At 60.2% G+C, this 25,432-nt stretch carries 19 protein-coding genes; 4 read left to right on the forward strand and 15 right to left on the reverse strand.

Annotated features, from left to right (window positions below):
* Positions 1-424: 424 nt before the first annotated feature.
* The 3 genes from EXQ56_05655 to EXQ56_05665 form a co-directional block, all read right to left on the reverse strand.
* Entirely contained in the window at positions 425-1,009 is a 585-nt protein-coding gene (locus EXQ56_05655) for a periplasmic heavy metal sensor (GenBank protein MSO19940.1), read from the reverse strand.
* A gap of 247 nt (positions 1,010-1,256) precedes the next feature.
* A complete protein-coding gene (locus EXQ56_05660; GenBank protein MSO19941.1) occupies positions 1,257-2,066 on the reverse strand; it encodes a tetratricopeptide repeat protein in 810 nt (269 codons plus the stop codon).
* Positions 2,067-2,185: 119 nt separating this feature from the next.
* Positions 2,186-3,721: a hypothetical protein gene (locus EXQ56_05665; protein MSO19942.1), complete on the reverse strand. Its 1,536-nt coding sequence runs from the start codon at positions 3,719-3,721 to the stop codon at positions 2,186-2,188.
* Between the two features lie 343 nt (positions 3,722-4,064).
* Here EXQ56_05665 and EXQ56_05670 point away from each other — a divergent pair, with 343 nt between their 5' ends.
* A complete protein-coding gene (locus tag EXQ56_05670) occupies positions 4,065-7,421 on the forward strand; it encodes a TonB-dependent receptor (GenBank protein ID MSO19943.1) in 3,357 nt (1,118 codons plus the stop codon).
* A 233-nt stretch (positions 7,422-7,654) separates the two neighbouring features.
* Here the strand turns inward: EXQ56_05670 and EXQ56_05675 are convergent, their stop codons facing one another.
* The 4 genes from EXQ56_05675 to EXQ56_05690 form a co-directional block, all read right to left on the reverse strand.
* Positions 7,655-8,323: a DNA-3-methyladenine glycosylase 2 family protein gene (locus EXQ56_05675; GenBank protein MSO19944.1), complete on the reverse strand. Its 669-nt coding sequence runs from the start codon at positions 8,321-8,323 to the stop codon at positions 7,655-7,657.
* A 189-nt stretch (positions 8,324-8,512) separates the two neighbouring features.
* Positions 8,513-10,648 (reverse strand): matrixin family metalloprotease, encoded by a 2,136-nt coding sequence (locus EXQ56_05680; protein ID MSO19945.1) that lies wholly within the window; start codon positions 10,646-10,648, stop codon positions 8,513-8,515.
* Positions 10,649-10,662: 14 nt separating this feature from the next.
* On the reverse strand, positions 10,663-11,286 hold the full coding sequence (locus EXQ56_05685; protein MSO19946.1) for a hypothetical protein: 624 nt from the start codon (positions 11,284-11,286) through the stop codon (positions 10,663-10,665).
* Positions 11,287-11,594: 308 nt separating this feature from the next.
* On the reverse strand, positions 11,595-12,374 hold the full coding sequence (locus EXQ56_05690) for a sel1 repeat family protein (protein MSO19947.1): 780 nt from the start codon (positions 12,372-12,374) through the stop codon (positions 11,595-11,597).
* A gap of 150 nt (positions 12,375-12,524) precedes the next feature.
* Here EXQ56_05690 and prmC point away from each other — a divergent pair, with 150 nt between their 5' ends.
* A complete protein-coding gene (gene prmC, locus EXQ56_05695; GenBank protein ID MSO19948.1) occupies positions 12,525-13,415 on the forward strand; it encodes a peptide chain release factor N(5)-glutamine methyltransferase in 891 nt (296 codons plus the stop codon).
* Between the two features lie 81 nt (positions 13,416-13,496).
* On the opposite strand, the gene EXQ56_05700 is transcribed toward prmC, so the two are convergent.
* Both EXQ56_05700 and EXQ56_05705 read right to left on the reverse strand, forming a co-directional pair.
* On the reverse strand, positions 13,497-14,090 hold the full coding sequence (locus tag EXQ56_05700; GenBank protein ID MSO19949.1) for a TlpA family protein disulfide reductase: 594 nt from the start codon (positions 14,088-14,090) through the stop codon (positions 13,497-13,499).
* A 173-nt stretch (positions 14,091-14,263) separates the two neighbouring features.
* Complete coding sequence (locus tag EXQ56_05705; protein ID MSO19950.1) at positions 14,264-15,262, reverse strand: hypothetical protein; 999 nt, start codon at positions 15,260-15,262, stop codon at positions 14,264-14,266.
* Positions 15,263-15,390: 128 nt separating this feature from the next.
* On the opposite strand from EXQ56_05705, the gene EXQ56_05710 reads away from it, so the two are divergent.
* Together EXQ56_05710 and EXQ56_05715 are read left to right on the forward strand one after the other, a co-directional pair.
* On the forward strand, positions 15,391-16,770 hold the full coding sequence (locus EXQ56_05710; protein MSO19951.1) for a CCA tRNA nucleotidyltransferase: 1,380 nt from the start codon (positions 15,391-15,393) through the stop codon (positions 16,768-16,770).
* Positions 16,771-16,824: 54 nt separating this feature from the next.
* Positions 16,825-18,408, forward strand: coding sequence for a hypothetical protein (locus tag EXQ56_05715; protein ID MSO19952.1), 1,584 nt, complete (start codon positions 16,825-16,827; stop codon positions 18,406-18,408).
* Between the two features lie 806 nt (positions 18,409-19,214).
* Here the strand turns inward: EXQ56_05715 and EXQ56_05720 are convergent.
* The 6 genes from EXQ56_05720 to EXQ56_05745 all read right to left on the reverse strand — a co-directional run bounded on the left by EXQ56_05720 (position 19,215) and on the right by EXQ56_05745 (position 25,340).
* The gene (locus tag EXQ56_05720) at positions 19,215-19,421 is read right to left on the reverse strand and encodes a hypothetical protein (GenBank protein ID MSO19953.1); all 207 of its coding nucleotides are present in this window, start codon (positions 19,419-19,421) and stop codon (positions 19,215-19,217) included.
* Between the two features lie 130 nt (positions 19,422-19,551).
* Positions 19,552-20,442 (reverse strand): IS1595 family transposase, encoded by an 891-nt coding sequence (locus tag EXQ56_05725; GenBank protein ID MSO19954.1) that lies wholly within the window; start codon positions 20,440-20,442, stop codon positions 19,552-19,554.
* Between the two features lie 264 nt (positions 20,443-20,706).
* A complete protein-coding gene (gene ftsA / locus EXQ56_05730) occupies positions 20,707-21,957 on the reverse strand; it encodes a cell division protein FtsA (protein ID MSO19955.1) in 1,251 nt (416 codons plus the stop codon).
* An 18-nt stretch (positions 21,958-21,975) separates the two neighbouring features.
* On the reverse strand, positions 21,976-22,977 hold the full coding sequence (locus EXQ56_05735; protein MSO19956.1) for an FtsQ-type POTRA domain-containing protein: 1,002 nt from the start codon (positions 22,975-22,977) through the stop codon (positions 21,976-21,978).
* A 9-nt stretch (positions 22,978-22,986) separates the two neighbouring features.
* A complete protein-coding gene (gene murB / locus EXQ56_05740) occupies positions 22,987-23,907 on the reverse strand; it encodes a UDP-N-acetylmuramate dehydrogenase (protein ID MSO19957.1) in 921 nt (306 codons plus the stop codon).
* Entirely contained in the window at positions 23,904-25,340 is a 1,437-nt protein-coding gene (locus EXQ56_05745; GenBank protein MSO19958.1) for a UDP-N-acetylmuramate--L-alanine ligase, read from the reverse strand. Before EXQ56_05745 ends, murB begins: the two co-directional genes overlap by 4 nt.
* Positions 25,341-25,432: the final 92 nt, after the last annotated feature.

The following is a 25,432-nucleotide window of genomic DNA, read 5'->3' on the forward strand; positions in this document are numbered from 1 at the left end:
TGAATGTACTTCTTCACTTGATTCCCAAAATGTAGCTGATAGAGATTCCCGCCGCCGAAATCAATTGGCGTCGAGGGAGCCATTATCCTTCAGACTGAGCATTGTGAAACGGAAATGCTGGTTTTAATTTCGCAGGCCCAGTACATATAGGTCCAAACACTACTTTGTCGTGGAATCCCTTTTGCGCTACGCCCCGCAAGTCCTGCCGAATCGGCAGGAACAAACCAGAAATGATCGGCCATATCTTTAAAGAGACCGAGTAGTAGTGGCATTTGACTTGCTATATGGGAGTAAGGGTAAGACGCGAGGGGAGTGAGTTGGCGGGAACACGCGTTCCGCCGGGTGGAGAAATCGGGCGGAGAAATGAAGGAAGTGGAGGGGCGGAGAAGAATTTCCCGCGCCCCAAATTCTGAGTCCAGACTTTTTAGTTTTGCGGAGGTGGACCACCGCGCATCATCATGCCGGGGCCGCCTTGGCCGCCGAACCCCTGGCCGGGGGCCATGCCCATGAATCCGCCGCGACCGCCGAGGACCGCTGTATCCAGCAAGCCGAACTGCATAAGTGCACCGGCGCTGGGCGCGAGCTTCAAGGCAGCTTCGATTGCGATAACTTTATCGCGCTGCGTGGCGGTCAGCAGAGCCAGTGAGCCAATGTGGTAGGCCTCGTTCTCCTGCTGGATCATCTGGGTCAGCGCGTCCTGGCGCAGGGTGATGGAGCCGATCTTGACGGGATCGGCGCCGGAGGCCTGCATGATGGCGCGCTTGCTCTGCTCCAGAGTGCGATTCTCGTCGCTGTACTCCTTGAGCTTGGCCTGGTGCGCGTCGCGCAGCTCGGTCATCTCGGCGAACTGACGGTCGCTGAGATCGAGGACAGTCTTAATGGCGTCTTGGATGCGCTGCTGCCCGCGCTGCTGTGGCGCGCCGGTAGGCGGCTGCTGCGCCCAACCCGCGGCGGCCAGCGTCAGCACCAGCGCCAGCGCTGCGGATAAAATGTGTTCTGTCGCCTTCATGTTATTAGCTCCCATTGGTTCATCAAAATGGACCGGCGGTCGCACGTCCTGGCAACTGAAAACAAGTGGAAACCAGCCGTGTACGTGAACATTAGACGCGACCGCCACGCCAACCGTTGCTTGATCGCTCGACTACTACACGATCGGCAAACATAAACATGGCGTGGGCGGACACACGACTACTATCTTCATTATGAACCCTATGGCCCATGGAAAGTTGCGGAAAGAGTGAGAATCGCGAGCGCGATCAATCGGCATGGGGGGAGCCGATCAGACGACGGGAGATGGCCTCGGCCTCCGCGCCCTTGCCCTGCGCGCGGTAGAGGTAAGAGAGCAACATCAGACGCTTGGTAATTTTGGGATGTACCGGGCCGTATTTCTCTTCCACCAACGCGAGAGATTTCAAATACAGCGGCTCGGCATCGCTGTAGCGCTTCTGATCCGTAAACAGTCCCGCCAGATTGTTCAGAATGCTGGCCACTTCGCCCTGGTCAGCCTGGCCCGCTACCTCCGCGGCGGCGACTTCGAGAGCCTGCCGGTAGAACTTCTCGGCGGCGGCGAACTTAGCCTGCGAATGATAGAGTACCGCCAGCTTGTTCAGCATTCCCGCCGTGCGCGGCAAGGACTCCAGCATAGCCAGCGAATCCTGCTCCGGCAGCAAAATGACCAGTGCGTCGGGACGGCTGACGGAGGAAAATTGTGAGGAGAGCCAATGCAGAGGGCTGGTGGTAACGGTGAGTTCCTGTTTGCCGCCGGATTTGCCGGAATCAGAGGATGCGTCCAGCGGATCGCCGGCTTGCTTCAGCACCAGGATGTGGATGTCGTTGCAGGCTTCCACCAGCAACTTGCGAATTAAACCGGTGCCCGCCGCGCCGATGCGGGCGTCGGACAACACCAAATCAAAACGCGGGGTTCCCACTTGGCCCGCTTGGCGCAACTGTTGCATGGCGGAGTGCAGGGTGGCGGCCTCGGCGCAACTGTGGCCAGCCATCTCCAGCACCAGCGCCAGGCCCTGTCGCTCAACCGGGTGATTACCCAAAACAAGAATCCGCGCCACGACTGATTCCCCCCACACATTTGCTATGTGAGTCCAAGATACAAGAGAGATCGATTGAAATTCCTATCACGCCCAGAGGTGGGTAGCGGGTCCGATGAATATTTGGGAGGAAGGCCGTTTCAGCGAACGTAGAGTTTCTTGACGTACTCGGCAACCTCAGCGTTCAGGTCCGCGTAGGACAGCCGCAGCACGGTGCGCAGCGCCGCCTCCAGCGTCTGGCCATCGCGCAGGGCTTTGAGCAGCTCGGGAATCTGGTGCTCGCCGTATTTTTCGCGGATCATCTCCACGGTGGCCACGGACTGGCCATAGGCGACGATCGCGGTCGCCGAATTAAAGCGCGTGAAGCCGCCCTCCAGCGCCTGCATGGGCAGTTGCCGCGAGGCGGCGAAGATCCTCGACAGTGAACGGGCGTACTCGCTCGACCCTCTCCCCGACTCGGCCTCCGCGATGCCCTCATTCAACCATACCGGGCAGTTTCCCTGGACAAACAGATGGACGAAGGAATGCACTAACTCGTGCTTCAGCACCCGGGACAGCTCGGCGGTCATGCTGGTCAAGCCCTGCACGGGGACGCGAATCTTGCCGTCGTTCAGAGCCCCGGCCCAGCTCGGGGCCTGGGTGATGTCCTGGAACTGCTGGGCGGAATAGAGGATCACCGAGACCGGCTCGCGCGGCGTGAAGTTGAGCGAAATTTCGAGCGCGGTGTAATGTTGCTCCAGGGTCTCCAGCACCTGCTTGCCAAAGCGCTCCGACTCACCCGTGCCTTCCCACTTCAGCATGAAGTGATAGCTCTCCGCATCGCGTTGACCGCCCTCGACGGCGGCCTCCTTCTCCACTTGGTCCATCAACGCGCGCAACTGCGCATCCGGCCTCAGAGCATAAGCCTGCTTCCAATAGTAGTTGGCTTTTTCGGCGCTCTCGGAGTAGTAGGCGGCGTAGCCCAGATAGGCGAGTATCTCCCACGATTCGGGATGATTGGCCTGCGCCACCAACAGATGCTCGCGCGCCTCGGAGTAGTTGCGACCAAGCAAGTCGATCTGCGCGGCCAGCAGGAGCGCCGTGCGATCCTGCGAGGAAAATACCAGCGCCTGCTCGGCCAATTTATTGGCCACCGCCGTGCGCCGCTGCCGGACTTCATACGCCGCCGCCAGCAGGTGCGCGTTCAGCGCGCTCTGGCGCTGCACGTCGCCGCTCCACGCCTCGCGCGCCAGATCGGAGAGCAGTCGCTCATTGATGGCGCCATTGAGCAGGATGGTATTGTCATTGCCCGTGGGCAGCCATAGCGTCATCGGCAGTTGGTTAGTTATACGCGGCGATTGCGCATTGCCGAAGGCGGCGAACGATCTGGGACTGGATGAAGTCGCGCTGGGCCGCGGCGGCAGCGACCCGCCGCGCTCGATACGTTCCACCTGCGTGCGCGGAATGGTAACCGAACCGTACGTGCCTTCGTAGGTGATTTTATCGCCCTGCTCGACGATGGATTCGGCCACAATGCGACTACCGTTCTTCAAGACGATGGTGTCGGCCCGGGCGGGCAGGACCATGAAGACAGGCTCGGCAATCAGAGCCGCCAGCAATAGCAGGGGCACGGCGGAAAGCGAGCTACCCAGCGACACCCCATGTTGCCGCCGGTTATTTTGGCATGAATGACGCAAGCGCGGAAGCCCCTCTCCCTGACCCTCAATCCCTGATGAGAATCAGGACGATCGCTCTACAGAAAGCATACCCCAATCTCCTCACCTCGCGAGGAAGAATCGGCTCCTGTGAACCGCGTCGGTAACGGCATCTGTCCGCTGACTGTTTGGTCCTTGACATCGCCGGGGAAAGCACGATAATGGGCGCGAGAAGTCATATTGTGTTGGGTCAGTAATTATCAGGAATCGCAAGGAGATGGGAGCAGGTTAGTCGGCGCGCTGCCGCTTTTCCCGCCCATAAGTACTCTCCTTCCAGCCATGTCCCTAGCGAGTTAAGCGAGAGTCAGGCGCGAGTTATTTAAGAATGCGAATTGAGTTCCGTACCGCTCCCAAAGGAGGGAATATGCGTCATCGGATTAACGTACTTCGGGTGATTAACGTACTTCGGCGCGGTGCATCAGCCTTGCTGCTGACGGCTTTGGCCACAGCACTGTTTTCCATGTCGCCCGCCTATAGCCAGTCCACCACGGCGAACGTTCTCGGCGTGGTGACGGATGATTCCGGCGCCGTGGTGCCCGGCGCGAACGTGGTGGCGACCAACACCCAGACCGGCGCCTCGCGCGCCGCCGTCACCGACACCGCGGGACGCTATCGCCTGCCGGGCTTGCAAGTGGGCGAATATAGAGTGGACGCCTCCTTCGCCGGCTTCAAGACCGTTACGCGCAGCGGCATCACCTTGGTCATCGGCCAGGACGCGGTGGTGGACATCGCCCTGCAAGTGGGCGCGGTTACCGAGATGGTGGAAGTAACCGGTGAAGTCCCTCTGCTGGAGACCACGACAGCGGTACTCGGCAGCGTGGTCGAGCAGAAACAGATTCTCGAGTTGCCGCTCAACGGGCGCAGCTTCACCGAACTGGCCACCTTGCAGGCCGGCGCGGTGGTCTCGCAGACCGGCGGCGTCAGCGTCTCGCAGGGCTATGGTTCAAAGATCAGCATCGGCGGCGGACGATTCACGTCGAACCTCTTTATGCTGGACGGCACGGTGTTGAATGACAGCTACAACTCGGCTGGCTCGGCCGCGGGCGGCGTGGTCTCCGGCGTCGAGGCCATTCGCGAATTCAAGGTGATCACCAACGCCTACAGCGCCGAGTACGGCCAGCACACCGGAGGCGTGATCAATGCCATCTCGAAGAGCGGCACGAACAACTTTCACGGCTCGGTGTACGACTTCCTCCGCAACGACAATCTCGACGCGCCGCGCTGGGAAGACAACGCCTTCAACCGCGGCGAGAAGCCGGAGTTCCGCCGCAATCAGTTCGGCGCAGCCATCGGCGGACCGATCAAGCATGACCAGACTTTCTTTTTTGCCAACTATGAGGGACTGCGCTCCAACCTCGGCAACATCTCCATTGTCGGCGTGCCCGATGCTCAGGCCCGGGCAGGCATTTTTAACGGCCAGAATTATGCTGGTACGGCGGGCTTCGCGGTGGTCAAGCCGTTGATTGATAAGCTGTGGCCGTTGCCTCCGGGAACCGGGCGTCCAGCGGCAGCCGGCGTGGTGGAATTTACACGCGTGGAAGATCAACCCTCCGAGCAGAATTACCTGACCGGCCGCGTGGATCACAAGCTGTCCGACAACGACTCCATCTTTGGCCGCTACACGGTTGACCGCGGCAGCACGCAGCCGTATGCCAGCATGAACGCCTTCTTCAACCAGTCCACGAGAAATCAATTCGTAACTTTCCAGTACGACAAGGTGGTCTCGCCCACGGTTCTAAACACCGTGAATCTCGGCTACACGCGCGCCCACACGGCCAGTCTTGGATTGATTGCGCCGGGCTTTGATCGCGTCAGCTTTACTGATTCCCCGTTCGGCATCGGCGTGGTTACTGTGGCCGGCGGCGTCCGCTCCACCGGCAGCGGCAACAGCGATCCGCGCACCTTCATTCTGAACAATTATCAGGTGAAGGACGACCTGAGCTGGTCGCACGGCAGCCACTCGATGAAAGTTGGATTCAGCGTCTCGCGGCTGGTGCACAATGACAATGCGCCGCGCCAGCCCTCCGGACAGTTTGATTTCCCCAACATGTCCGCGTTGCTGCGCAATGAGCCCAGTAACGCGCTGATCACTTTTAACGAAGACGCTTCGCGCTACATCCGCCAGAATGTCCTCGGCGCGTACTTCCAGGATGATATGCAGTTGAGTCCCACGCTGATGCTGAATACCGGCGTCCGCTGGGAGGCCTTCAGCCTGCCCCGCGAGCTTCGTGGCAAAGGGCACATCGCGCTGGAAGACAATTTCTACGCGCTGAATGCCGCCGGCACAAACGCTTTCGGACCGAGTGACATCGCCATCCAGAATTCGAACTTCACCTCCAACCCGTCGCTGAACAGCTTTTCGCCGCGCATCGGCCTGGCCTGGACACCCGGCAACGGCAAGACCACTTTCCGCGCCGGCACCGGCTTCTTCTTCGAGCCGCTGGTTTACTGGACCTATCGCATCACCATCCTGACCACCGCGCCTCTGGCCATCGAGAACCGCTTCCAGGATACCGACAGCACCAACGCCACCACTCCGGCGCTGGGCGGCGGCGCGGCGCTGATCGATTTCCCCAACGCCTACTTCTCGCAGAGGGCCGCCATTCAAGGCTCGTTGGCCGAACCGCGCTACGAATCCATTGACCCGACGCCGAATCATCCCTATTCCATCAAGTACAGCTTTGACATTCAGCATCAGTTGAGCAACTCGTTCCTGCTGCGCGTCGGCTATTCGGGCACGCACGGAGTGCATCAGGGCATCGTCTATGAGAACAACGGACGCCGCCCCGACATTCGCAATGACGGCGTACTGTCCTTCGTGGGCGCCAACGCCAATCAGAACACGCGCTTTGGACGTTCGCGCCATCGCGAGTTTTTCGGCAATCAGTTTTACAATTCGCTGCGTCTGGAAACCGAGCAGCGCGTGACCCGCGGCCTGCAATTCCGCATGGCTTACACCTGGGCGAAGAACATTGACGACGGCACGTCCATCACCGGCGGCACCGATTTTGACAGCGACGGCGCAGCGCGTTATTGGACGCTGCGCGAGCGCGGCCCCTCCGCGCTGGATACGCGCCATGCTTTCACCTTCAACTCTGTGTATCAACTGCCTGGTGAGAATGTAGGAGGCGTGGCGGGCAAAGTACTTGGCGGATGGAGCCTCAGCGGACTGATGCGCCTGTCCTCGGGCCAGCCTATTACTCCGGTGATGGGATTTGACCGCTCACGCACCGTGGTGGGCACGCGCTACCCCAGCCTCGCTTCAAGCGCCGACAACAATCCCACCAGCGGGACTTCGGCTGGCTGCGGCATCATCGCCCCCGGCACCACGCTGGGCACGCCGGACCGTTGGTTTGATCCGTGCGCCTTCGCAATGCCTGCCAACGGCTTCCTCGGCAACCTGGGTCGCAATACGGTTTCCGGTCCGGGAATCGCCACGGTGGATTTGGGCCTGTCGAAAAACTTCAAGCTGGCCATGCTCGGCGAATCAGGCGGCCTGAATTTCCGCGGCGAATTTTTCAACGTCCTGAATCGGCCCAACTTCGATACCCCGGGGGTGAGCCTGTACAACTCCGTCGGCGCCACTGTGAACGTGCCCTCGATTCTGCCCAATGCCGCGCGCGTAACCGGCACGGCCACCTCGGCGCGGCAGGTGCAGTTGGCGCTCAAGCTGGTCTTCTAACTGAACTCACCAACCAACCAAGAAGGCTCCCGACAACGGGAGCCTTCTTGCATTTTGTTTTGCTTTTGTTGTGATCCGAGCCGCGACAGTCATGGAGCGTCCACCATGCGGATGAACGCGCCCAGGTTGGTATCGCCGGAATGCAATATTGCGATTGGGCTTATCGTGAACGCCGACATTGTCGCGTTATCGAGCATGGTGGTCGCTCCATGACTGTCGCGGCTCGGATTAAATTAACTCGCGCCGTTGTCGACGCTGGCCCACAGGTACCACGAAGCGATGGAACGATACGGCTGCCAGCGCAGGCCGTGCCGCGCGACGGTGCTGAAGGCGGGCAGGGATTTGTATCCGTAGGCGCGCTGCACGGCTTTGCGGATGGCCAGATCGCCGGTCGAGAGCACGTCGGGGCGACCGAGCGTGAAGATCAGGAACATCTCGGAGGTCCAGCGGCCGATGCCCTTTACTTGGGTGAGATGCGTGATCACTTCCGCGTCCGCCATGCGCGAGACGCGGCGCAGCGGAAAGGAGCCGTCCTCCACGCGCTCGGCCAGATCGCGGATGTAGGATATTTTCTGACGCGACAGTCCCACCGCTCGCATCCGTTCTAAAGGCATGGCCAGAATCTGCTGTGTAGTGGGAAATCGGTGTGAGGGAAACAGTTCGCGGAAACGGCGCAGGATGGTTCCGGCGGCCTTGCCGCTCAATTGTTGATAGATGATGGCCTCAACCAGCGCGCGAAAGTAGTGGCTGCGCCCGGGCTTTCCGCTCTGAGTGAGGCCGAGCTGGCAGGGGCCGATCCTGGCGATCAGCCCCGCCATGACTTTGTCAGCGCGCGATAGCTCCGTGACGGCTTCGTCGAGCAGGCCTTCCATCCGAATGTTGCGCCGCGTGTCGAAGATCATATTCGTGACAGAGCCGCGTGACAGTGCCGCGCGCGTCAGCAAGCGGGCCAATGGAAAAACCAAACCCCGGCCGCGATGCTTTCTACACGCACGAACAGAACAGCAGATCGTAATCCAACCGTCCTCGTCCGGGGCGGTGTGTTCCGTCGGCCCGCTCGCTGACGCGCGCGGCACTGTCACGCGGCACTGTTAATTTATGGCGATGGTCACCGTATTGCTCACCTGGCCTTCGGCGGTGGTGATGGTCAGCGGGACGGCGGCGCCGAGCGTGGCGCCCGCCGGGACGCGCGCGTTCACTTGATACAAGCCTACAAACCCAGGCGCGAGTCCGGCGAAGTCGAGCGGCGCGACAACGCCGCCGATGCGCACGGTGGGATTGCCGGCCAGCACGGGTATCGACGTGCCATTCACGCCCGCGGGCAATCCGCTGGGCAGCGCGGGAGTAACCCGTCCCAGTCCAGAAGCAAAGATGATGACCACATCGCCGCGCCGGGCGGGCCGCGCTACGCTTAGGGGCACGCTGCCCGCTGGAGCCGCGAAGCTCGCATCGGGATTCTGTACAGCTCCCTGCCCGGAACCAGCCTGGTTCAGAGCGAAAATGCCTGGAGCGGACGGACTCAACGGAACGATCACCGTGTTGCCCGCCGCGCCCGGTCCGGCAAATACGGTGATATTGGCCGTGGCGCCCGTGGTCTCAAAGGGAATCATGGCGTTAATCTGGCCGGGGCCAGCAAAGAATAGCGGCGCGTAGCGGTCATTCACCATCACGCTGATCGACGACAGATCCGTCGGCAGAGGCGTGGCCACGGCGACATTGGATCGGGGCGCGAGATCCTGTGTGGCGGTGGAAAAGATGGACACGAACGCCCCCGGCGCGAGAGGGGTCCAAAATCCCGCTCCATCGCGTAGCGGCGTGGCCACCTGCGGATTGACGGTAATAACCGCGCCGCCCACCATGGTGGTAAATCCAGTGGCATTGGAGAGTGTCATGTTGGATGTTCCGGGCGCGGCGGTGGCGGGGATACTGATATCCTGCCCACGAACCGGCGTGCCACCCACCGTGGCTCTAAAAGTGGCGGCGGTGGGAATATCCGGAGTACTGAAGTTCAGGTTGGTGTCGGTGAGTCGCGTGGTCTCCGAAGCAACGATCGTGTGGAGCCTGCCGCGAGGCAAGAACAGGGGATCACCGGAGAGCCTTACCAGACCGTTAACCACTGCTCCCACGCGATCAAAGTTCAGCAGCGCCAGTGGCTGCGGCGGCAGCGCCAGAATGGCCAGGGCAGACTGACCAGCCACCAGATTCAGCGTGACGGGAGTGGTTTGCCCGCCAAAGAAGGTGCTGGAAAAATTAGCCACGCCAGCCTCATAGAACCCGCCGATATCCGCGAGAGCTACCGGGCCGTCGAGCGATTCGACCAGAACGCGGTAGCTACCCGACGGCAGTCCATCGATACGATAGTTTCCGGTTGCGTTGGTCAATTGCGAAGCCAACGGCGTGCCGCCCGGAACGCTCACCGCCACCACATGCGCCGACTGCACCGGCCCTCCCCCTGAATTGGTGATGGTCCCCGAGATGCTGGCCGTGGACGGCGCGAAGGTGGGCAGAGGATACAGCGCCGCCATGCTGATGGCGTCATCGGAGGATAGCTGACGGTTGGACACCGAGCCGACACGCGTTACCGAGGACTTCATAATTGACGCGCTGACGCCGCTGTGATCCAGGCCCAGCAGGTGGCCAATTTCATGCACGGCCACCGCGACGATATCGAAGGAGTTGGGACCAGCCACCGGCGAGAATACAAGGCCCGGAAAGGGCGTAGGATTAAATGCGATGTCAGAATCCACGATCTGCCCCGTGGACGCAATGAAGCGTGTCGCGGTGCTAGCCAGCACGCCCGGAGGGCTGTTGAATGTAGTGGGCGAGAAGCTCACATGGCTGATACCATCAGCCCCCGCCGCCGGATCGGGGCTGGCGGTCAGCCCCAGATCGCTGAAGTTGATCGCCGCGCCGGGTATCTGCGTCCAGACGCGGAAGGAATCGCGCACCACGCCGGCTACCACCAAGCGCTCCAGCTCTCCCGTAAATCCGGGCACTCCGTTGGGATTGATGATGAATCGCAATGACGTTCCCTGCGGCCAGCGTAGCGGCGTGCCCGCGCTGGTTACCAAGTTTGTGCCCGCCTGCAGATTCCTCGGCGCGAACAGAGTGAGGCCGACGAAGAAATTAATAACCAAAATGGCAGTCGCCATCAAGAACTTTGGTGATACGCGGGTGGGTGAAGAGTGAGTGGATACCGATGTGTTTGTATGTTGAGTCATGGTCATCTCCTGCTCCTCTTCTATTCGTTCGGCAGGGCCGGCTGCGTGCGGGCCACCGAGATTCGTATCTGATTCATCAGCAAATTCAGAGAGCGCTCCGAAAAAGTAACCTGCGAATTTTGCCGGAGGGCGGAGGCCTCCACGGAGCCAACCGAGTCCACCAGCGTATGCGCGGTCTGGCCCGCCGCCGCGGTGCCCAGCGGAATGGAGCGGGCGGCCACCTTGGCTCCGCTCGCCGGATCAGCCGCTACCGCCACAGTGCCCTGCTCGAAAGCAGTCACTTGATGCTGTCCCGCGGGGTCGGTCCAGACAAACAGAATCGCTTCCTGGCCCACCTGGAACTTTGGCACGGAGGCGATGGACATGCCTTCGTCGCCGATCTCCCCGCCGGGTTCGCGCAACTCGAACGAGCCGCCCAGTCCGCCCTTCAGATATCGCAAAGGCTGCACGCTATAAATGGTGTAGATCATGCGATGCGCGGAGTCCCACTCCACGCGCTTGGCGATAACGGCGCCATAGACCACGGTCTGCGACGCGCCCGTCAGGTCATCCATATACATGGGGGCCATTACCGTGGCGTGTTGCGGCACGGGGAAGGCCAGCAAGAGAATTCCCAGCAAAAATATCACATGTGTTCTCATCATGCTTTTCTCCAATACTTGAAGGATCGGCTTGCCGTTGTTAAACCTATGTTGAACCTATGTTGAATAAAATAACAGCATCCAGGATGCGCTGGCCAGGGGGGAGCACCAAACTTATCACAGTGGCCACAATTTGTTGCCAACCAACTGAATGTCTGTTCTTCTTTTGACACGCACAGGACTGCCCCGGCGCGCCGTGGGAGCAAGCCATCTGCTCGATTCATTGAAAAGTCTGCTGGATGGTGTAACTGAGCCACAACCGATAGGGAGAGATCGCGGCTCGGTTACGGTCCGCCGTCAATCATTTGGCTCTAGTTCGTTGCGCGGGCGTCGATCCAGTCCTGGGCCATGTTGCCGGCTTGAATGATCTGTGCCTGGGTCATGCGCTCTTTCAAAATCTCCATGCTGCGCTCGGCGTTGCCGCGCGCGTTCTCATCTCCGGTGGTCTTGGCCATGATGGTGAACCATTTATAGGCCTGCGTCAGATCAGCAGTTACCCCTTTGCCGCCGATGTGGAGATTGCCCAGCACATACTGCGCGACAGCGGAGCCCTGGTCGGCGGCCAGACTGTACCACTTGGCCGCTTCGTTCTGATCGCCAGCCACGCCCTGCCCCTTCAGATACATGTCGGCCAGCATAATCTGCGCCTGTAGATACCCGGACTCGCCCGCCATTTTGTACCAACGCACGGCCTGCGTGAAGTCGCGGGCCACGCCCTTGCCCTCCATGTGCGCCAAGCCCAGATTAAACTGCGCGTCGGGATAGCCCTGCATGGCCGCGATGCGGTACCAGCGCAGCGCCTCCTGATAGTTGGGCGCATCGAGGCCGCGGCCCTGGTAATACATCACGCCGAGATTAGTCTGCGCGCTGGGATTGCCGTCCTCGGCGAGCGGCTTCCACTTCTTCATGGCGGTGGCGAAGTCGCCGCGCGCGTAAGCGTCCATGCCCTCCTGAAAGTCGGCCTCGGTGACGTTGCTGCAACCGGTGAGGAGGACCGCCAGTAGGAATGCAAAAAATGAGTGCGCCAAAGGCCAAGCGGGCCGGCAGGCACGGCGAATCCCTGAATCGGAATTAGGTTTTACTCTTTTCATGCCAGATCAATATACCGCCTTCCCGGCCAATTCTAAAGCCTCTCGTGGCCCGTGACCGGGCGGCTGGGGGATGCCAACAATAAGATGGCTGGTTTTTTGTGTCGTTCGTCGCCCTACTCACCGTCGTGAAATTGCTCTACACTGGATGTCATGCGCATGGATACTTTATTGAAGCAGGGAATTGAACAACTGGAGAAGGCGGGCGTGGGCTCGCCGCGCTTGAATGCCGAGCTGCTCTTGATGCACGCGGCCGGGTGTGATCGCACGGCGCTGCTGGCGCATCCCGAACGCGAGCTGACGGCGGGGCAGTCGGCGACTTACGAAGCCTGGCTCCATGAGCGCGCGGCGGGCAAGCCGGCGCAGTACATCACGGGGCATCAGGAATTCTGGGGCCTCGAGTTTCTGGTCAATCCCTCGGTGCTGATCCCGCGGCCCGAGACGGAACTGCTGGTGGAGACGGCGCTGGAGTTTGCGCGCGCCGCCGGAAATTCCGGCAAGGAAATCAACATCGCCGATGTGGGCACCGGCTCCGGCTGCATCGCGGTGGCGCTGGCCAAGGAGTTGCCCGAGGCGCGCATCTACGCGCTGGACAATTCTCAGGAAGCGCTGGCCACCGCGCGCCGCAACGCCGAGAGGAACCTTAATTCCGGGAACATTGGCGGAAATAATGGCGCACGTATCAACTTCCTGCACTCTGATTTATTGAAGCCCGTCTCCGGCGAAGTGCTGCCCACTTTCGATCTGATCGTCTCCAATCCGCCCTACGTCTCCGAGCGCGATTTCCCGTATGTGATGGTGGAGGTGCGCAAGTACGAGCCGCCCTCGGCGGTCTTTGCGGGCGAGTCGGGCGTTGAAGTGTACGAGCGGCTGATTCCGCAGGCAGTGCAAGCGCTGCGCAAAGATGGGCTGATGATTCTGGAACTCGGCTACGATGTGCGCGAGCGCGTGCGCAGTCTTCTGCTGCCCGAACACTGGACCGACATCGACTGGCGCAAGGACCTGGCTGGGATTATTCGCGCTGTGATTGCACGGCGGAAGTGAGTTAGGGATTGGGGGATGGGGATTAGGGGATGGGAAAACCCAGGATCGGACCACTTTGCCCTAATCCCCAACCCCTAATCCCTACTTTTGTGGCTTCGGAAGATGACTGACCAGCGGTTCGGGCGCCTTCTTCCCTACGCGCAGGCCCAGCAACCACTCGACGCGCTCGAAGACTTCCTTCTTGCGTGCTTCCCCCAAAATGCGGCTGAAGACTCGGCCCTGCTGGTCGATGATGATCGTACCCGGCAGGCTCTCCCCCATTGCAAATTGAGTCATGTGATCCAAGGTGGTGCCGGTGAGGATGGGGAAACTCATCTTGAGTTTCTTCGCGAAGGCGGGAATGTTCGGCTGAGTTTCCGGCGCGTCGAGCGAGGCGGCCAGGACCACTACTCCCTGAGCCTCGTACTTCTTGGTTAGCTCGACGAAGATGGGCATCTCCTTAACGCACGGTCCGCACCATGTGGCCCAAAAGTTCAGCACGACAATCTTGCCGGAATAATCGGAGAGCTTCTGCTCTTTGCCCGATTGGTCGGAGAGTTCCAGCGGCGGCGCGGCTTCCTGCGCGCGAACGGCACTGGCTAGTGCCACAATCAACAGCAAGGACCGCGCGGCGGAAACTGCGCTGAATTTCAAGACTGGCCGATAGATCGCATACATTCGGCGAATCCTCCTCATTATAACCAGGGCTGCCGGTACAGTGTCCCGTGAGCACTGTGAAAAACCCTCACGACGTTGTCATCCTGAGCGGAGCGAAGGACCTGCTTTTCCCCGCAGGAAAACTAAAGCAGGTCCCTCGCTCCGCTCGGGATGACGACGCAGCGGGAGTTTCAAGTAATTCCAGACCACCCCTAGAATGAACGTGAATAACCGACCAGCATCAGCCAGTCAGCAAAGGCGGCGTCCCCGTGCGAGTTGTTCCGAACGTCCGGCACGCTGCGGGTGCGGTCGCGGTGTACCGCGATGGGAGCGCTGACCGACCAAGTGTCATGACCGCGCGAGTACATGATTCCCGGGGCCAGCGAGACCCCGTAGCCGGGACGGCGAAAGCCATCTTCGCGTCCGATCAGGTCGCGCGCTGGCACGCCTTCCATGCGAGCGGTACCGGTAAACGCCAGACCCACCAGCTTGGGAACGGCGTAGCCCATTCCCGTCTGCCACAGATATTGGTCCGAAACCGAGAAGATCGTTCCCGGCTGCGAGAATCCCTGATAGCCGATGCCAGGCGTGGGTGGACCGTTGCGTACCCAACCCTCGGGGACGTAGCTGTTCTTCGGATTGAACAGGTAGACGCCGGCGGAAAATACCGTGAAGCGCCGAATGGACTTGTAGGCCATGTAGTCGAGAGAAACGCCCGTGCCGGAGTCGCCTTGCTGAATGGATTGGTCCACATTAATAGTGTTGGGCGCCACGAAGGCGGTCACATTAGGATTGCCCGTGGGCAGCTTCAACGAAAAACCAAACTGGATGTTTTGATGGTTCTCCGAAGGCGGACGGAAAAGCCAGAACTTTGCGCCAATCGACATATCCCCGATGCCCGTGCTATTGGTAACCGTGTCGTTGCGATGCGAGGTCCGCTTAACGTCCATGAACGGGGCGCTGACGCTGACACTCCAGCGCGGGTTGATTTGATAGCTCAACCCGAAGTCAAACAGGTTCAGGTTGTTCTCCACCTGCGTCTCTTCCGCGAGACGATCCGTTTCCTCATGGTCGCCGCGGAAATGGCGGAATGAATTCTGGTAGCGATAGCCAAACGAGACGTTCCATTTCGAAGCCCCGGTTAGTGTGGACGTGACCACGCCGCCACCTTCGCCGCCATCTTGCCCCGCACTACAGATCGCACCAATCACGGGCGCGCCTTGCCGGGCCGCCACTCAGCCTTGACCAAAGGACTCGGCAAGGTGCTCAAGCTCGGTTCGATTAGGATGTCACGAGCGCAGCCTGGCGATGCAACTTGCGATATGATGGTCTCGATTCAATGAATGCTCAGACGGACAACTCGCGCCAACGGCAGGCGGAATCGCCGCGGCAGCTTGCCGCCAGCATCGCTCTGCGGCTGCGCGACAACGGATATCAAGCCTACTTCGTCGGTGGTTGCGTCCGGGATATCATGCGCAGCCAAGCCCGGGAAGATGTCCGCGAAGAGTTCCCCATCAAGGACTACGACATCGCCACCGACGCGCTTCCCGAACAGGTCCAGAGGATATTCCCGCACTCGCTCGCCATCGGCGCGCAGTTCGGCGTAGTGATGGTGATTGAGGGCGGGCAGCGCATTGAGGTCGCCACCTTTCGCAACGATGGACTCTACACCGATGGCCGCCGTCCCGACTCAGTCCGCTACAGCACTGAGGCGCGCGAGGACGTGCAGCGGCGCGACTTCACCGTGAACGGGCTGCTCATGGACCCGCTCACTGGCGAAGTACTCGACTACGTGGAGGGCCAGCGCGACATCCAGCGCCGCCTGATCCGGGCCATCGGCGAGCCTGCTCGTCGCTTCCGCGAGGATCGCCTGCGTATGTTGCGCGCGGTGCGCTTCGCTTGCACACTAAACTTTGAGCTTGACCGCGAAACCTTCGAGGCCATCCCGCCGCTGGCCGCACAGATCGCCTCGGTCAGCGCCGAGCGCGTGCGCGACGAACTGCTGCGCATCCTCACCAGCGGACACCCGCGGCGCGGCTTTGAGTTGCTGGACTCGACGGGCCTGTTGCCGCACATCCTTCCCGAGATCGCGGCGATGAAGGGCGTGGCACAGCCGCCGCAGTTTCATCCAGAAGGCGATGTCTGGACACACACGCTGCTCATGCTGGAGATGCTGCCAGCCAATTGCGCCAGCACGCTTGCGCTCGGCGTGTTGCTGCATGACGTCGGCAAGCCGCCCACGTTTCGCGTGGCCCAGGATCGCATTCGTTTTGACCAGCACGTTCCCGTGGGCACGCGCATGGCCGAAGTTATCTGCCAACGGCTGCGGCTGGCCAACGACGAGCAGGCGCAGATCTCCGCGCTGGTCGCCAACCATCTGCGCTGGATGGACGTGCCTCAAATGCGTCCGAGCACGCTGAAACGATTTTTCCGGTTGGATCGCTTCGAAGAACATTTAGAATTGCATCGTCTCGATTGCCTTTCCAGCCACCGCGATCTGGAAAATTATGAGTGGGTGCGGACGCACCTAGCGCAGATGTCCGCCGCGGAGATCCGTCCGGAGCGGCTGCTCAGCGGAGAAGACCTGGTAGTGCTCGGCCACGCGCCAGGCCCGCTCTTCCGCGAGATTCTGCAAGCGGTGGAGGACGCGCAACTCGATGGCAACCTGGATTCGCGCAACGCAGCGCTAAACTTTGTTCGTGAACACTATCCGACTTAGTCCCCGCGTAGGAATATTATCGACCGGCCGAACCGGGAAAGTATCGATACTTTAATGTTAATGCCTGAATCTCCCAATCGACTTGTTCCGCTTGAGCAGATGCTCGAAGACGCAGCGCGAAGTCTCCGCGAATTTCGCGAGCTGCGCGCGCGGGACGCACTGTGCGTGGAAGGCAACGAACTACTGTCCAGCACCGCCGCCGAGACCTTCCTCGCGGCATACAACATGCACGGCGAGTACCTCAGCGACGCCATCACTCTGCTGACGGAGATATCCACGCTGGACGATCCCTGCCTGGCCGAGCCCGGACAGCGCGCCACTTTCCCTCGCTTAATCGAACAGCTCAGCGACTCCTTCGATCCAGATTACGGATTGCTCTACGACCGCGCCTTCGCGCAGATGATCGACATCACCCGGCGTCTGCCCAAAGCCGCCGCGCTGAACGCCGCGCTGCTGCGCTTCGAGACCGGAGACGCCCGCAGCCTGCTGCTGCGCAAGGCCCGTCTGCGCGACCCTGGCAAACTTCTGACTGCGTCGGCACGCGGGGGAGTCCGCAAAGTATTGGTGCTTTCCCGTGTGACGATCGGTGCCGATGTAGCCATTACCAGCGTGGTCCTGCACAAAACCGGCAGGATATTCTCCAACGCCGAGCGCATCCTGATCGGCCCGGCCAAAACCGTCGAGCTCTTCGGCGGCGACCCCACATTGCGCTTCCTGCCTATCTCCTACAAGAGCAATGGCGGCCTGATTGATCGTCTGCTGAATTGGCTGGCGGTCCTTGACGCGGTGGAGTGCGAAATCGCGGGCCTGATTGAGGACGCGTACGTCATCATCGATCCGGACTCGCGCCTGTTGCAGCTCGGTATGCTGCCCGTGGTGAAAGGCGATGCGCGCTATTTCTTCTTTGAGAGCCGGCGTTGGGAGGACACCTTTAATGATCCGATGGGCGTGAACACCGCCAAGTGGCTCGGCCAAACCTTCGGCGACGAGATCGCCATTCTGCCCGCGGTGTGGTTGCGCGAAGCCGACCGACGACTGGGCAGCGACCTGGTTCAGCGGATGCGGGACAGCGAAGGAGCATCCGCCACTTCCCGTCGCCAGATTGCCGCGATCAGCTTCGGCAACGGCGGCAACTCCGCCAAGCGCGCCCCCGATCCCTTTGAGTCCGCCTTGCTGCTGCGCCTGCTCTCGAGCGGCGTGAGCGTTGTGCTCGACAAGGGATACGGCGAAGAGGAGGCGCAGCGCGCCGATCAGCTCATCGCTGCGGCCCGCGAGAAGGGTTATCCCGTAACGGTGGCCTCGGAGACGTCAGCAGCAGACATCACCCATACGGGAGCACACGGGAAGGCTTGGATGCTGGTGTGGCAGGGCGGCATCGGCGTATGGGCGGGACTGATCGCGGCTAGCGATGAGTTCATCGGCTACGACTCGTCGGGACAGCACATCGCCGCGGCACTGCGCGTCCCTCTGACGGACATCTTCATCGAACCCTCCACCGCCAAGTTCCGCAGCCGCTGGCGCCCCTCCGGACGAGGCCTGATCCGGATCATCGACCGCGCCAGCCAGTCTGTTGACCCGCACCAGTTGGTCGAAGATGTGATGAGGGCGCGCGCCACCCCGGATACTAAAACCGAGTAGCGAAGTCGGTTGCTAGCTGGAGAAATTGGGGCCGAAAATCGCCCCTCGCCCCCAGCACAAAACTCGCGGAATTCGCGGTTCCGCCCAAAGTGCAAACGTTCGCGGTTCTGACCACCCTGACCAGATTGACAAACCGGAAAATCGGCCCGGGGTTGGTTCGAGATTAGCCCAGCAATGGGAGTCGGCGGTGGGCAGTCGGGCAACCCCGGAGCGCCAACCTAACCACTCTGCCCACAAATTCCACAGCATCCAAATTTTCCAATTAATCAGGGCGATTATCCCCTTGACAAAAGCTGCGCGCGGGTGCAATTATCGGATAGCGAATTACAGGAGCCGCCGTGGATTTCAATCCGCCGAGTATTCAGCGGAGTTCCGAAGCACCGGCGCGACAAGAGAATTGTGATTGTACTGCAGGCTTTCGCGGATGACAGCGGTAGCGATAACGGCTCCGAGGTTTATGCTCTCACTGGATACCTGCTCCCTTCGCATACGTGGGACGATTTTTCAGTCGCGTGGGAGGCTACATGCCGCGCGCCACGCGGGATTCAGTATTACAAGACCAACGAGGCCATCGCATTAAAGCGTCAGTTTGCTGGCTGGACACATGCACAAAGAGATAAGAAGCTAATTCAACTTGCCAATGTAATCGCTGAGTTTCGACCGATAGAAATTGGGGCAACGATACGCCGGTCGTTGTTCGAGTCGGCGCTATCTGAATCGAACTTCACGGACCAATTTATGTCCGATCCGTACTATCTTCTCGCGACGTATCTGTGTGCTCGTACCGATGTTCTAGCCCTTCGCTTTCAGAACAATTCTGGATTAAAAGTGGATAAGGTCGACTTTTTTTTGACAATCATGGCGCGGTTGGCTATCACTTCAAACAGCACTTCAACTCGCATATTAAGCAACACATGGACCTTGCCGGTGAATGTTTCCATGTCGATGACAAAGACTTCTTGCCGCTTCAGGCAGCAGACATGAGTGCCGGGAGGAACAGGCGGGATGCGCAAAAGATCGCCCTATGGACTGCGGCGGATCGTGTTCTTGGTTCGTTGCCCTCGAAGGTTTTTTCTATCGATGCCAGTTGGTTGAGGGAAACTGCTCTTGGTGCCCGCCAAGCTGCGAAGGGTATGCGTCGGCCTAGTGGCACAGGTTCAAAACCCGATCCATCATGTTGAACTCATCACGGTTGTTAAAGCGGAAAGAGAATTCATTCAAATAGAGAGGTAGATATTTCGCTGAAACCTTATGGAATACTCCAACAATCCCACGCTTGAAGAGGGACCAAACATTCTCCACGCCGTTGGTATGAACAGCCTTCCCGTCCTCATAGCGAACATACGTTTCACCATGATTGACGGCGCGGTGCGTGAACTGGGAGCTATCCAACCACAAGTAGGAAGAGAATTCGTCTGTGTGAATTTCGCTTCCGGGTTCCGCGTGTTCTCGGATGAAATTCTTGAGGACCGATGCTGAACAATTCTCAACAGCCTGCATCCGAATCTTCCCAGTGGTCCGCTCTTTTATGCCAACTACGGGAACTTTATTGGCGGCTCCTCTGCCGCGGGGACCTTTTCTTGATCCGCCTACATAAGTTTCGTCAACTTCGAGGACACCGGAAAGTTTCCCAATCAAAGCATCATCCTCTTTCATAGCCAGACGAATACGATGAGCCATGTACCATGCAGTTTTGTAAGTAGTATCAAGTTGCCGCTGAAGTTCTTTCGCAGAGATACCTTTTTTTGCAGAGCACATGAGGTAGATTGCCAAAAACCACTTAGTGAGCGAAAGGTGCGAATCGTGAAAGATCGTTCCCACAGTCACAGAGTATTGATAGTCGCAATCGGCGCAATAGTACAGATGCCGCTCTTTGCCGGTTTTCCCTTGAGATGCGAGCCGAGACACGCGGTCTCCATCGCAGCGCACACATCGCAAACCCTTCGGCCAGCGGATGCGCTCAAAGTGAGCGGTGCAAGTTTCCTCAGAGTTGAACTTAGAAACGATCGCGAAAATACTGGGCTGCTGTTTCATGATTCCCCCTACTTACAACCCAATCATATCAGCCTTTTGGGCTTTTGTCAAGGGGATAATCGCCAAGTTTTTTTGGCAGTCACTTTCTAGTCATTTGAGTACCGCAAGTTGTTGACTCTTCGTTCGAGCAACTACCGCAATTGTCAATTTGAAGGCTCTGGAAATCATTTTTCAACAAGCTGCTAAACATTGCATCGGCCCAGTTCGCGTGGGACTACGCGACTCGTAAGCTCAGTTCCTGGGATGTGTAAAGTGGAAATCGTATTACTTGTTCCACTCAAACAGGTTCTTCCAGGGACTGGCGGAGCGGGACCCTTGCGGAGCGCGATGTCGGCGCACGCGCAGCGCATAGTGCAGAAGGCTGAGCAATACCGTGTACTGTGGGGCGTCGAGCGATTCGGGCAGGCCCAGCACGCGGGGCGGCAGGCCGATGCGGGCGGGCATGAGCAAAACGCGTTCGGCCAGATCACACATGCCCGGTAGATTGGCGCCGCCGCCGCACAGGACAATCCCCGCCTCCAGATGGTCCTCCAACTTCTCGGGTAGGGACGTGTGGCGCAACTCATTCAGGACGAGTGAGAACAACTCCATGCCGCGCGCTTCGAGTATCTCACGCAACAGACTTTGCTGAATGAGTCGCGAGGTGGGCCGACCGAGTTCGGGCACTTCAAAAGTTGTGCCGGTGTGTCGCCATCCGGCGGTAACCGCGCCAAAGGTCTGCTTGATGCTCTCGGCGTCGACGCGGGCCGTGTGCAGGCCGATCATCAAGTCACTCGTGAAGTGATCGCCACCCACGGCAATCGATGCACTCATGACCACGCCACCGTGGCGATATACAATCATCTCCGAGCTGGCGCCGCCGATCACCACCACCATCACGCCGCTGGCACGCTCGTCCACGGAGGTGGCCGCCTCGCCGACGGCGTAGGATTCGGCGGCCATGGTCTCCACCATGACGCTGGAACGATTCACAGCGGCAACGAGATTCCGTCCCACCGCGGCGGATCCAGTCAGCACGTAGCCGTGCACAGCCAGTTGGATGCCGAGCAGTCCTACCGGATCGCGGATGCCGCCGCGCGAGTCGAGCACAAACTCACGCGGCAGCACATGGATGATTTCGCGGTCGGCGGCGAGCGGCACGCCGCGGACCTCGTCCATCAATTGCACCACATCGTTGTTGGCAACTTCGCGCGGCTGTGAGTGCGAGAGAAACATGCCATCATGGCTGCCGATGGAGTGCAGGTGCGACCCACCTGTGCCAATAACGGCGGACTCGATGACCAGCCCGTCGGCCATCTGCTCAGCCTGGGCGACGGCTTCGCGCACGCTGGCGACGACGGCTTCCATGTCCACGAGATTGCCTTTGACCCAGCCATTGGAGGAGGCCTCGCCGACGCCGAACAGACGCAGGCGCGTGCCGTCATCCGTGCCGCCCGCGGGTGCTTCGGCGATGGCGGCGCGCGTGTGCGCATGGCCGAGATCGATCGCGGCTACGTACTCCGCTTTGTTGCTCATTGTGCTCCGCCTTGTTGCCTATTGTCCGATGACCGGGGCCATGCCGGCTTCCTGCATGGGCGCGGAGGGAGTCGGCGATCCTGCGGCGCGAGTAGCGGGTGGCGATGGGGGCTTCAACGGGCGCGGGGACTGCGTGGGTTTGTCAATACGTACAGTCTGCGGCTCACCCGAGTGAATCACGGCTTGCCCTTCGTAGCGCAGATCAATCGATTGAATTTCCGTGAACTGCTGACGCCAATCATCAATGTGAGTCAGGTAAGTTTGGAAGCGCTCGGCGTAGCTCTCCTCACCGAAGTGCAACAGCACCGAGTGATCGCCATCGGTGGCGATGGCGCGAAGATTGCGGGGATCGGCAAGATTCACTTCGGATATTTGCTCGACAGCCGTCCGTCCGGAATTCTCAATGGCGGCGGAAAACTGGACCAGTCGCTGAAGCTTTTCGCGCCGGTTCGGCTCCGGCTCGTCGAGTGTAACGCCGCGCAAAACAGGCAGCGATAATAGCGTCTCCGGCGGTGCGTCCAGCACGACGCCTTCGGCGTCAATCAGGCTGACACCCTTGGGCGACCAGAGAAATGCCACCGGCTGGCGCTCCTCGACGCGAACCCATATCTCACCCGGCAGCACGCGCGTAACGCTGGCGTGATGGACCAAGGAAATTTCCTCGATCTGACGCCGCCTCTCGTCAAGAGGAATGTCATAGATGCTGTGGCCCTGGTCAGCGCGAAAAACTTCGTTCACCTCGCTGCGTCCCAGATGCTTTTCCCCGCGCAACTCAATCGTCGCCAGGCGATAGCGAGAATTACTTTTGAAGTAATTCGCGAGCAGCCAGGCGGCGGCTCCGACGATGGCCAGCGCCATCGCCAGGGTAATCGCGCTGCGAATCATATGGGCGCGCCGCGTGATGCGGGCTCCACGCAGCACGGCCGTGTTGCGACGGCGAGGCGTTGACTCACTCGACGATTCGGGTGCGTCCGTGTCGGGAATTACATCTTCAAACGGGTTGTTACTCTTAGTAGCCAAGTTGTTTTCCTAGTTCTTCCAGACGATCACTTCTTCCTCCAACTCGATGCCGTGCGCCTTGCGAATACGGTCGCGGATGCGATCCATCAGGCGAAAAATGTCCGCCGCGGTGGCGTGGTCGCGATTGACGATGAAGTTGGCGTGCCGCTCGCTGATGACCGCGCCACCTTCGCGGGTTCCCTTCAGGCCGAGGTCGTCGATCAATTTACCCGTCGAGAGTCCCGGCGGATTCTTGAAGATACAGCCCGCGCTTTTTTCCTTCACGGGTTGCGACGCGCGGCGCTTCTCGTTGCAGCGCTTGATGTCCTCCATGATCTCCGCGAACGGCCGCTCGTTCAGTTCGAGGCGCACGGCCAGCATGATGTCATCAGGCGCAAAGCTCGAGTGGCGATACTGGAAACCGATGCGATCGGCAGTGAGTTCCTCGATCTTTCCACTCACTCCGCGAAAAACAGTAACCGAGCGAACCACCGCGCCGATCTGCGTGCCATAGGCTCCGGCGTTCATGCGCAGCGCGCCACCGACTGAGCCGGGCACGCCGGCCAGCCCCTCGATGCCGCCGAGATTATTCTTGGCGCAGCAAGTAACTGTTCGGCCGAGCGACGCGGCGGCGGAGACACTCACATTGCGTCCCTCGATAATCACATCATTCTTACTCGGCGCAAGCTGGAGAAAGACGCGCGTGAACGGCTCGTCCACGGGAAGGATATTCGTCCCACCGCCGATCAGTTGCCAGGCGATGCCGCGCTCGCGCAACGCTGCTGCCAGCGGCTCCAGTGAGTCATGCTGGCGTAGTACGATCAAATCAGCCGCGCCGCCCACGCCGAGCGACGCGTAATCAGCGAGCCGCTCGTCAGGCTTGTACTCCGCCTGCCAGCCGGCCATCCGGCGTAGAAGCTCGGGATCGTTGCGTAGTGTTGAGTTACTCACTTCGCTTTACTCACTTCCTGACTCACTGACATCGTAGTTACAGTTGCCTGGTTCCGGGAACGCAGCCGTGTCAGTAACTCCTCACCCACCTGCCAGACATTGCCCGCGCCAAGAGTGAGTACTAAGTCACCGGGTTGAGTGAATGCAGCCAGCCGATCCATCAGCGCGGGGACGGACGGCGCGTACTCGACATTGCTCTGCGCTTGGGGTTGGGAAACCGCGCGGATGCGCTCCACAATCTTCGATGCCGTGATGCCCTCGATGGCCGGCTCGCCGGCGCCGTAGATGTCCAGCACGAACAGTGCATCGCAATCGGCGAAGCACGCGGCGAACTCGTCCATCAGCGCGGCACTGCGCGTATAGCGATGGGGCTGAAAGACGACGATGACGCGACGGTAGCTGCACTGCTTCGCGGCGCGCAGGGTGGCGCGAATCTCGGTGGGATGGTGGCCGTAATCGTCCACGACGGCAACGCCGGCCTCTTCGCCGCGCAACTGGAAGCGCCGTTCGACGCCGCCGAATTCACTGAGTCCCGCGCGAATCGTCTCGATGGGAACATTGAGTTCCAGACCCACGGCGACGGCGGCCATGGCGTTCAGCACGTTGTGCTCGCCGGGGATGCGCAGATTAAACTCACCCAAGTCCAGGTCTTTCCGGCGCAGCGAGAAACGTGACTCATGGTGGCCGCAGGTCACTTTCGAGGCCGCCAGGTCCGCGTCGGGTGCGCCGTAAGTAATGATGCGGCGGCGCAGCGCGGGCAGCATCGCGCGCACATTCTCATCAGCGATGCAGACGATGTCCGCGCCGTAAAACGGAACCTTGTTGGCGAACTCCGCGTAGGCGTTCATCAGATTGCCGAATGTCCCGTAGTGATCGAGATGCTCGTGATCAATGTTGGTGATGACGGCGAGAATCGGCGCCAGCAACAGGAAGGAGCGGTCGCTCTCATCCGATTCGACCACCATGAAATCGCCTTTGCCGAGGTGCGCGGAGGAGCCTACGCTGTTGAGCTTGCCGCCCACTACCAGCGTCGGGTCCATGTGGGCCGCGCCGAGCACGGCGGCGACCATCGAGGTGGTGGTGGTCTTGCCGTGGCTGCCCGCGATGGCGATGCCAAACTTCAGGCGCATCAACTCGGCCAGCATCTCGCCGCGCGGGATGACGGGAATCTGCCGCCGCCGCGCTTCGATCACTTCGGGGTTGTCAGCCGTTACGGCGGAGGAGACCACCACGGCTTCGGCTCCATCAACGTGGCGGGCCTGATGACCTTCCCAAATTTTTGCTCCCAGCGATTGCAGACGCTCCGTTACTGCCGACAACTTCTGATCGGAGCCGGAGACTTCATAGCGCAGGTTCACCAGCACCTCGGCGATACCGCTCATGCCGCTGCCGCCGATGCCGATGAAGTGAACGCGCCGTGCCTGAAAAAACATAGTGAGTAATTACCTGCTCCGATAAGCGCTGTACATCGCATCCGCACTGGTAGCCACGGTGAGCGATCTTCTCGCCGTGGGCCTTCCCGTGA

The sequence above is a fragment of the Acidobacteriota bacterium genome (genome assembly GCA_009691245.1).
Lineage (GTDB): Bacteria > Acidobacteriota > Terriglobia > 2-12-FULL-54-10 > 2-12-FULL-54-10 > SHUM01.

Coding starts and splice junctions, on each gene's coding strand:
- EXQ56_05655 (MSO19940.1), bottom strand. CDS start 1,009: ATGAAGGCGACAGAACACATTTTATCCGCAGCGCTGGCGCTGGTGCTG.
- EXQ56_05670 (MSO19943.1), top strand. CDS start 4,065: ATGCGAATTGAGTTCCGTACCGCTCCCAAAGGAGGGAATATGCGTCAT.
- EXQ56_05675 (MSO19944.1), bottom strand. CDS start 8,323: ATGATCTTCGACACGCGGCGCAACATTCGGATGGAAGGCCTGCTCGAC.
- EXQ56_05680 (MSO19945.1), bottom strand. CDS start 10,648: ATGACCATGACTCAACATACAAACACATCGGTATCCACTCACTCTTCA.
- EXQ56_05685 (MSO19946.1), bottom strand. CDS start 11,286: ATGATGAGAACACATGTGATATTTTTGCTGGGAATTCTCTTGCTGGCC.
- EXQ56_05690 (MSO19947.1), bottom strand. CDS start 12,374: ATGAAAAGAGTAAAACCTAATTCCGATTCAGGGATTCGCCGTGCCTGC.
- prmC (MSO19948.1), top strand. CDS start 12,525: ATGCGCATGGATACTTTATTGAAGCAGGGAATTGAACAACTGGAGAAG.
- EXQ56_05700 (MSO19949.1), bottom strand. CDS start 14,090: ATGAGGAGGATTCGCCGAATGTATGCGATCTATCGGCCAGTCTTGAAA.
- EXQ56_05710 (MSO19951.1), top strand. CDS start 15,391: ATGAATGCTCAGACGGACAACTCGCGCCAACGGCAGGCGGAATCGCCG.
- EXQ56_05715 (MSO19952.1), top strand. CDS start 16,825: ATGTTAATGCCTGAATCTCCCAATCGACTTGTTCCGCTTGAGCAGATG.
- EXQ56_05725 (MSO19954.1), bottom strand. CDS start 20,442: ATGAAACAGCAGCCCAGTATTTTCGCGATCGTTTCTAAGTTCAACTCT.
- ftsA (MSO19955.1), bottom strand. CDS start 21,957: ATGAGCAACAAAGCGGAGTACGTAGCCGCGATCGATCTCGGCCATGCG.
- EXQ56_05745 (MSO19958.1), bottom strand. CDS start 25,340: ATGTTTTTTCAGGCACGGCGCGTTCACTTCATCGGCATCGGCGGCAGC.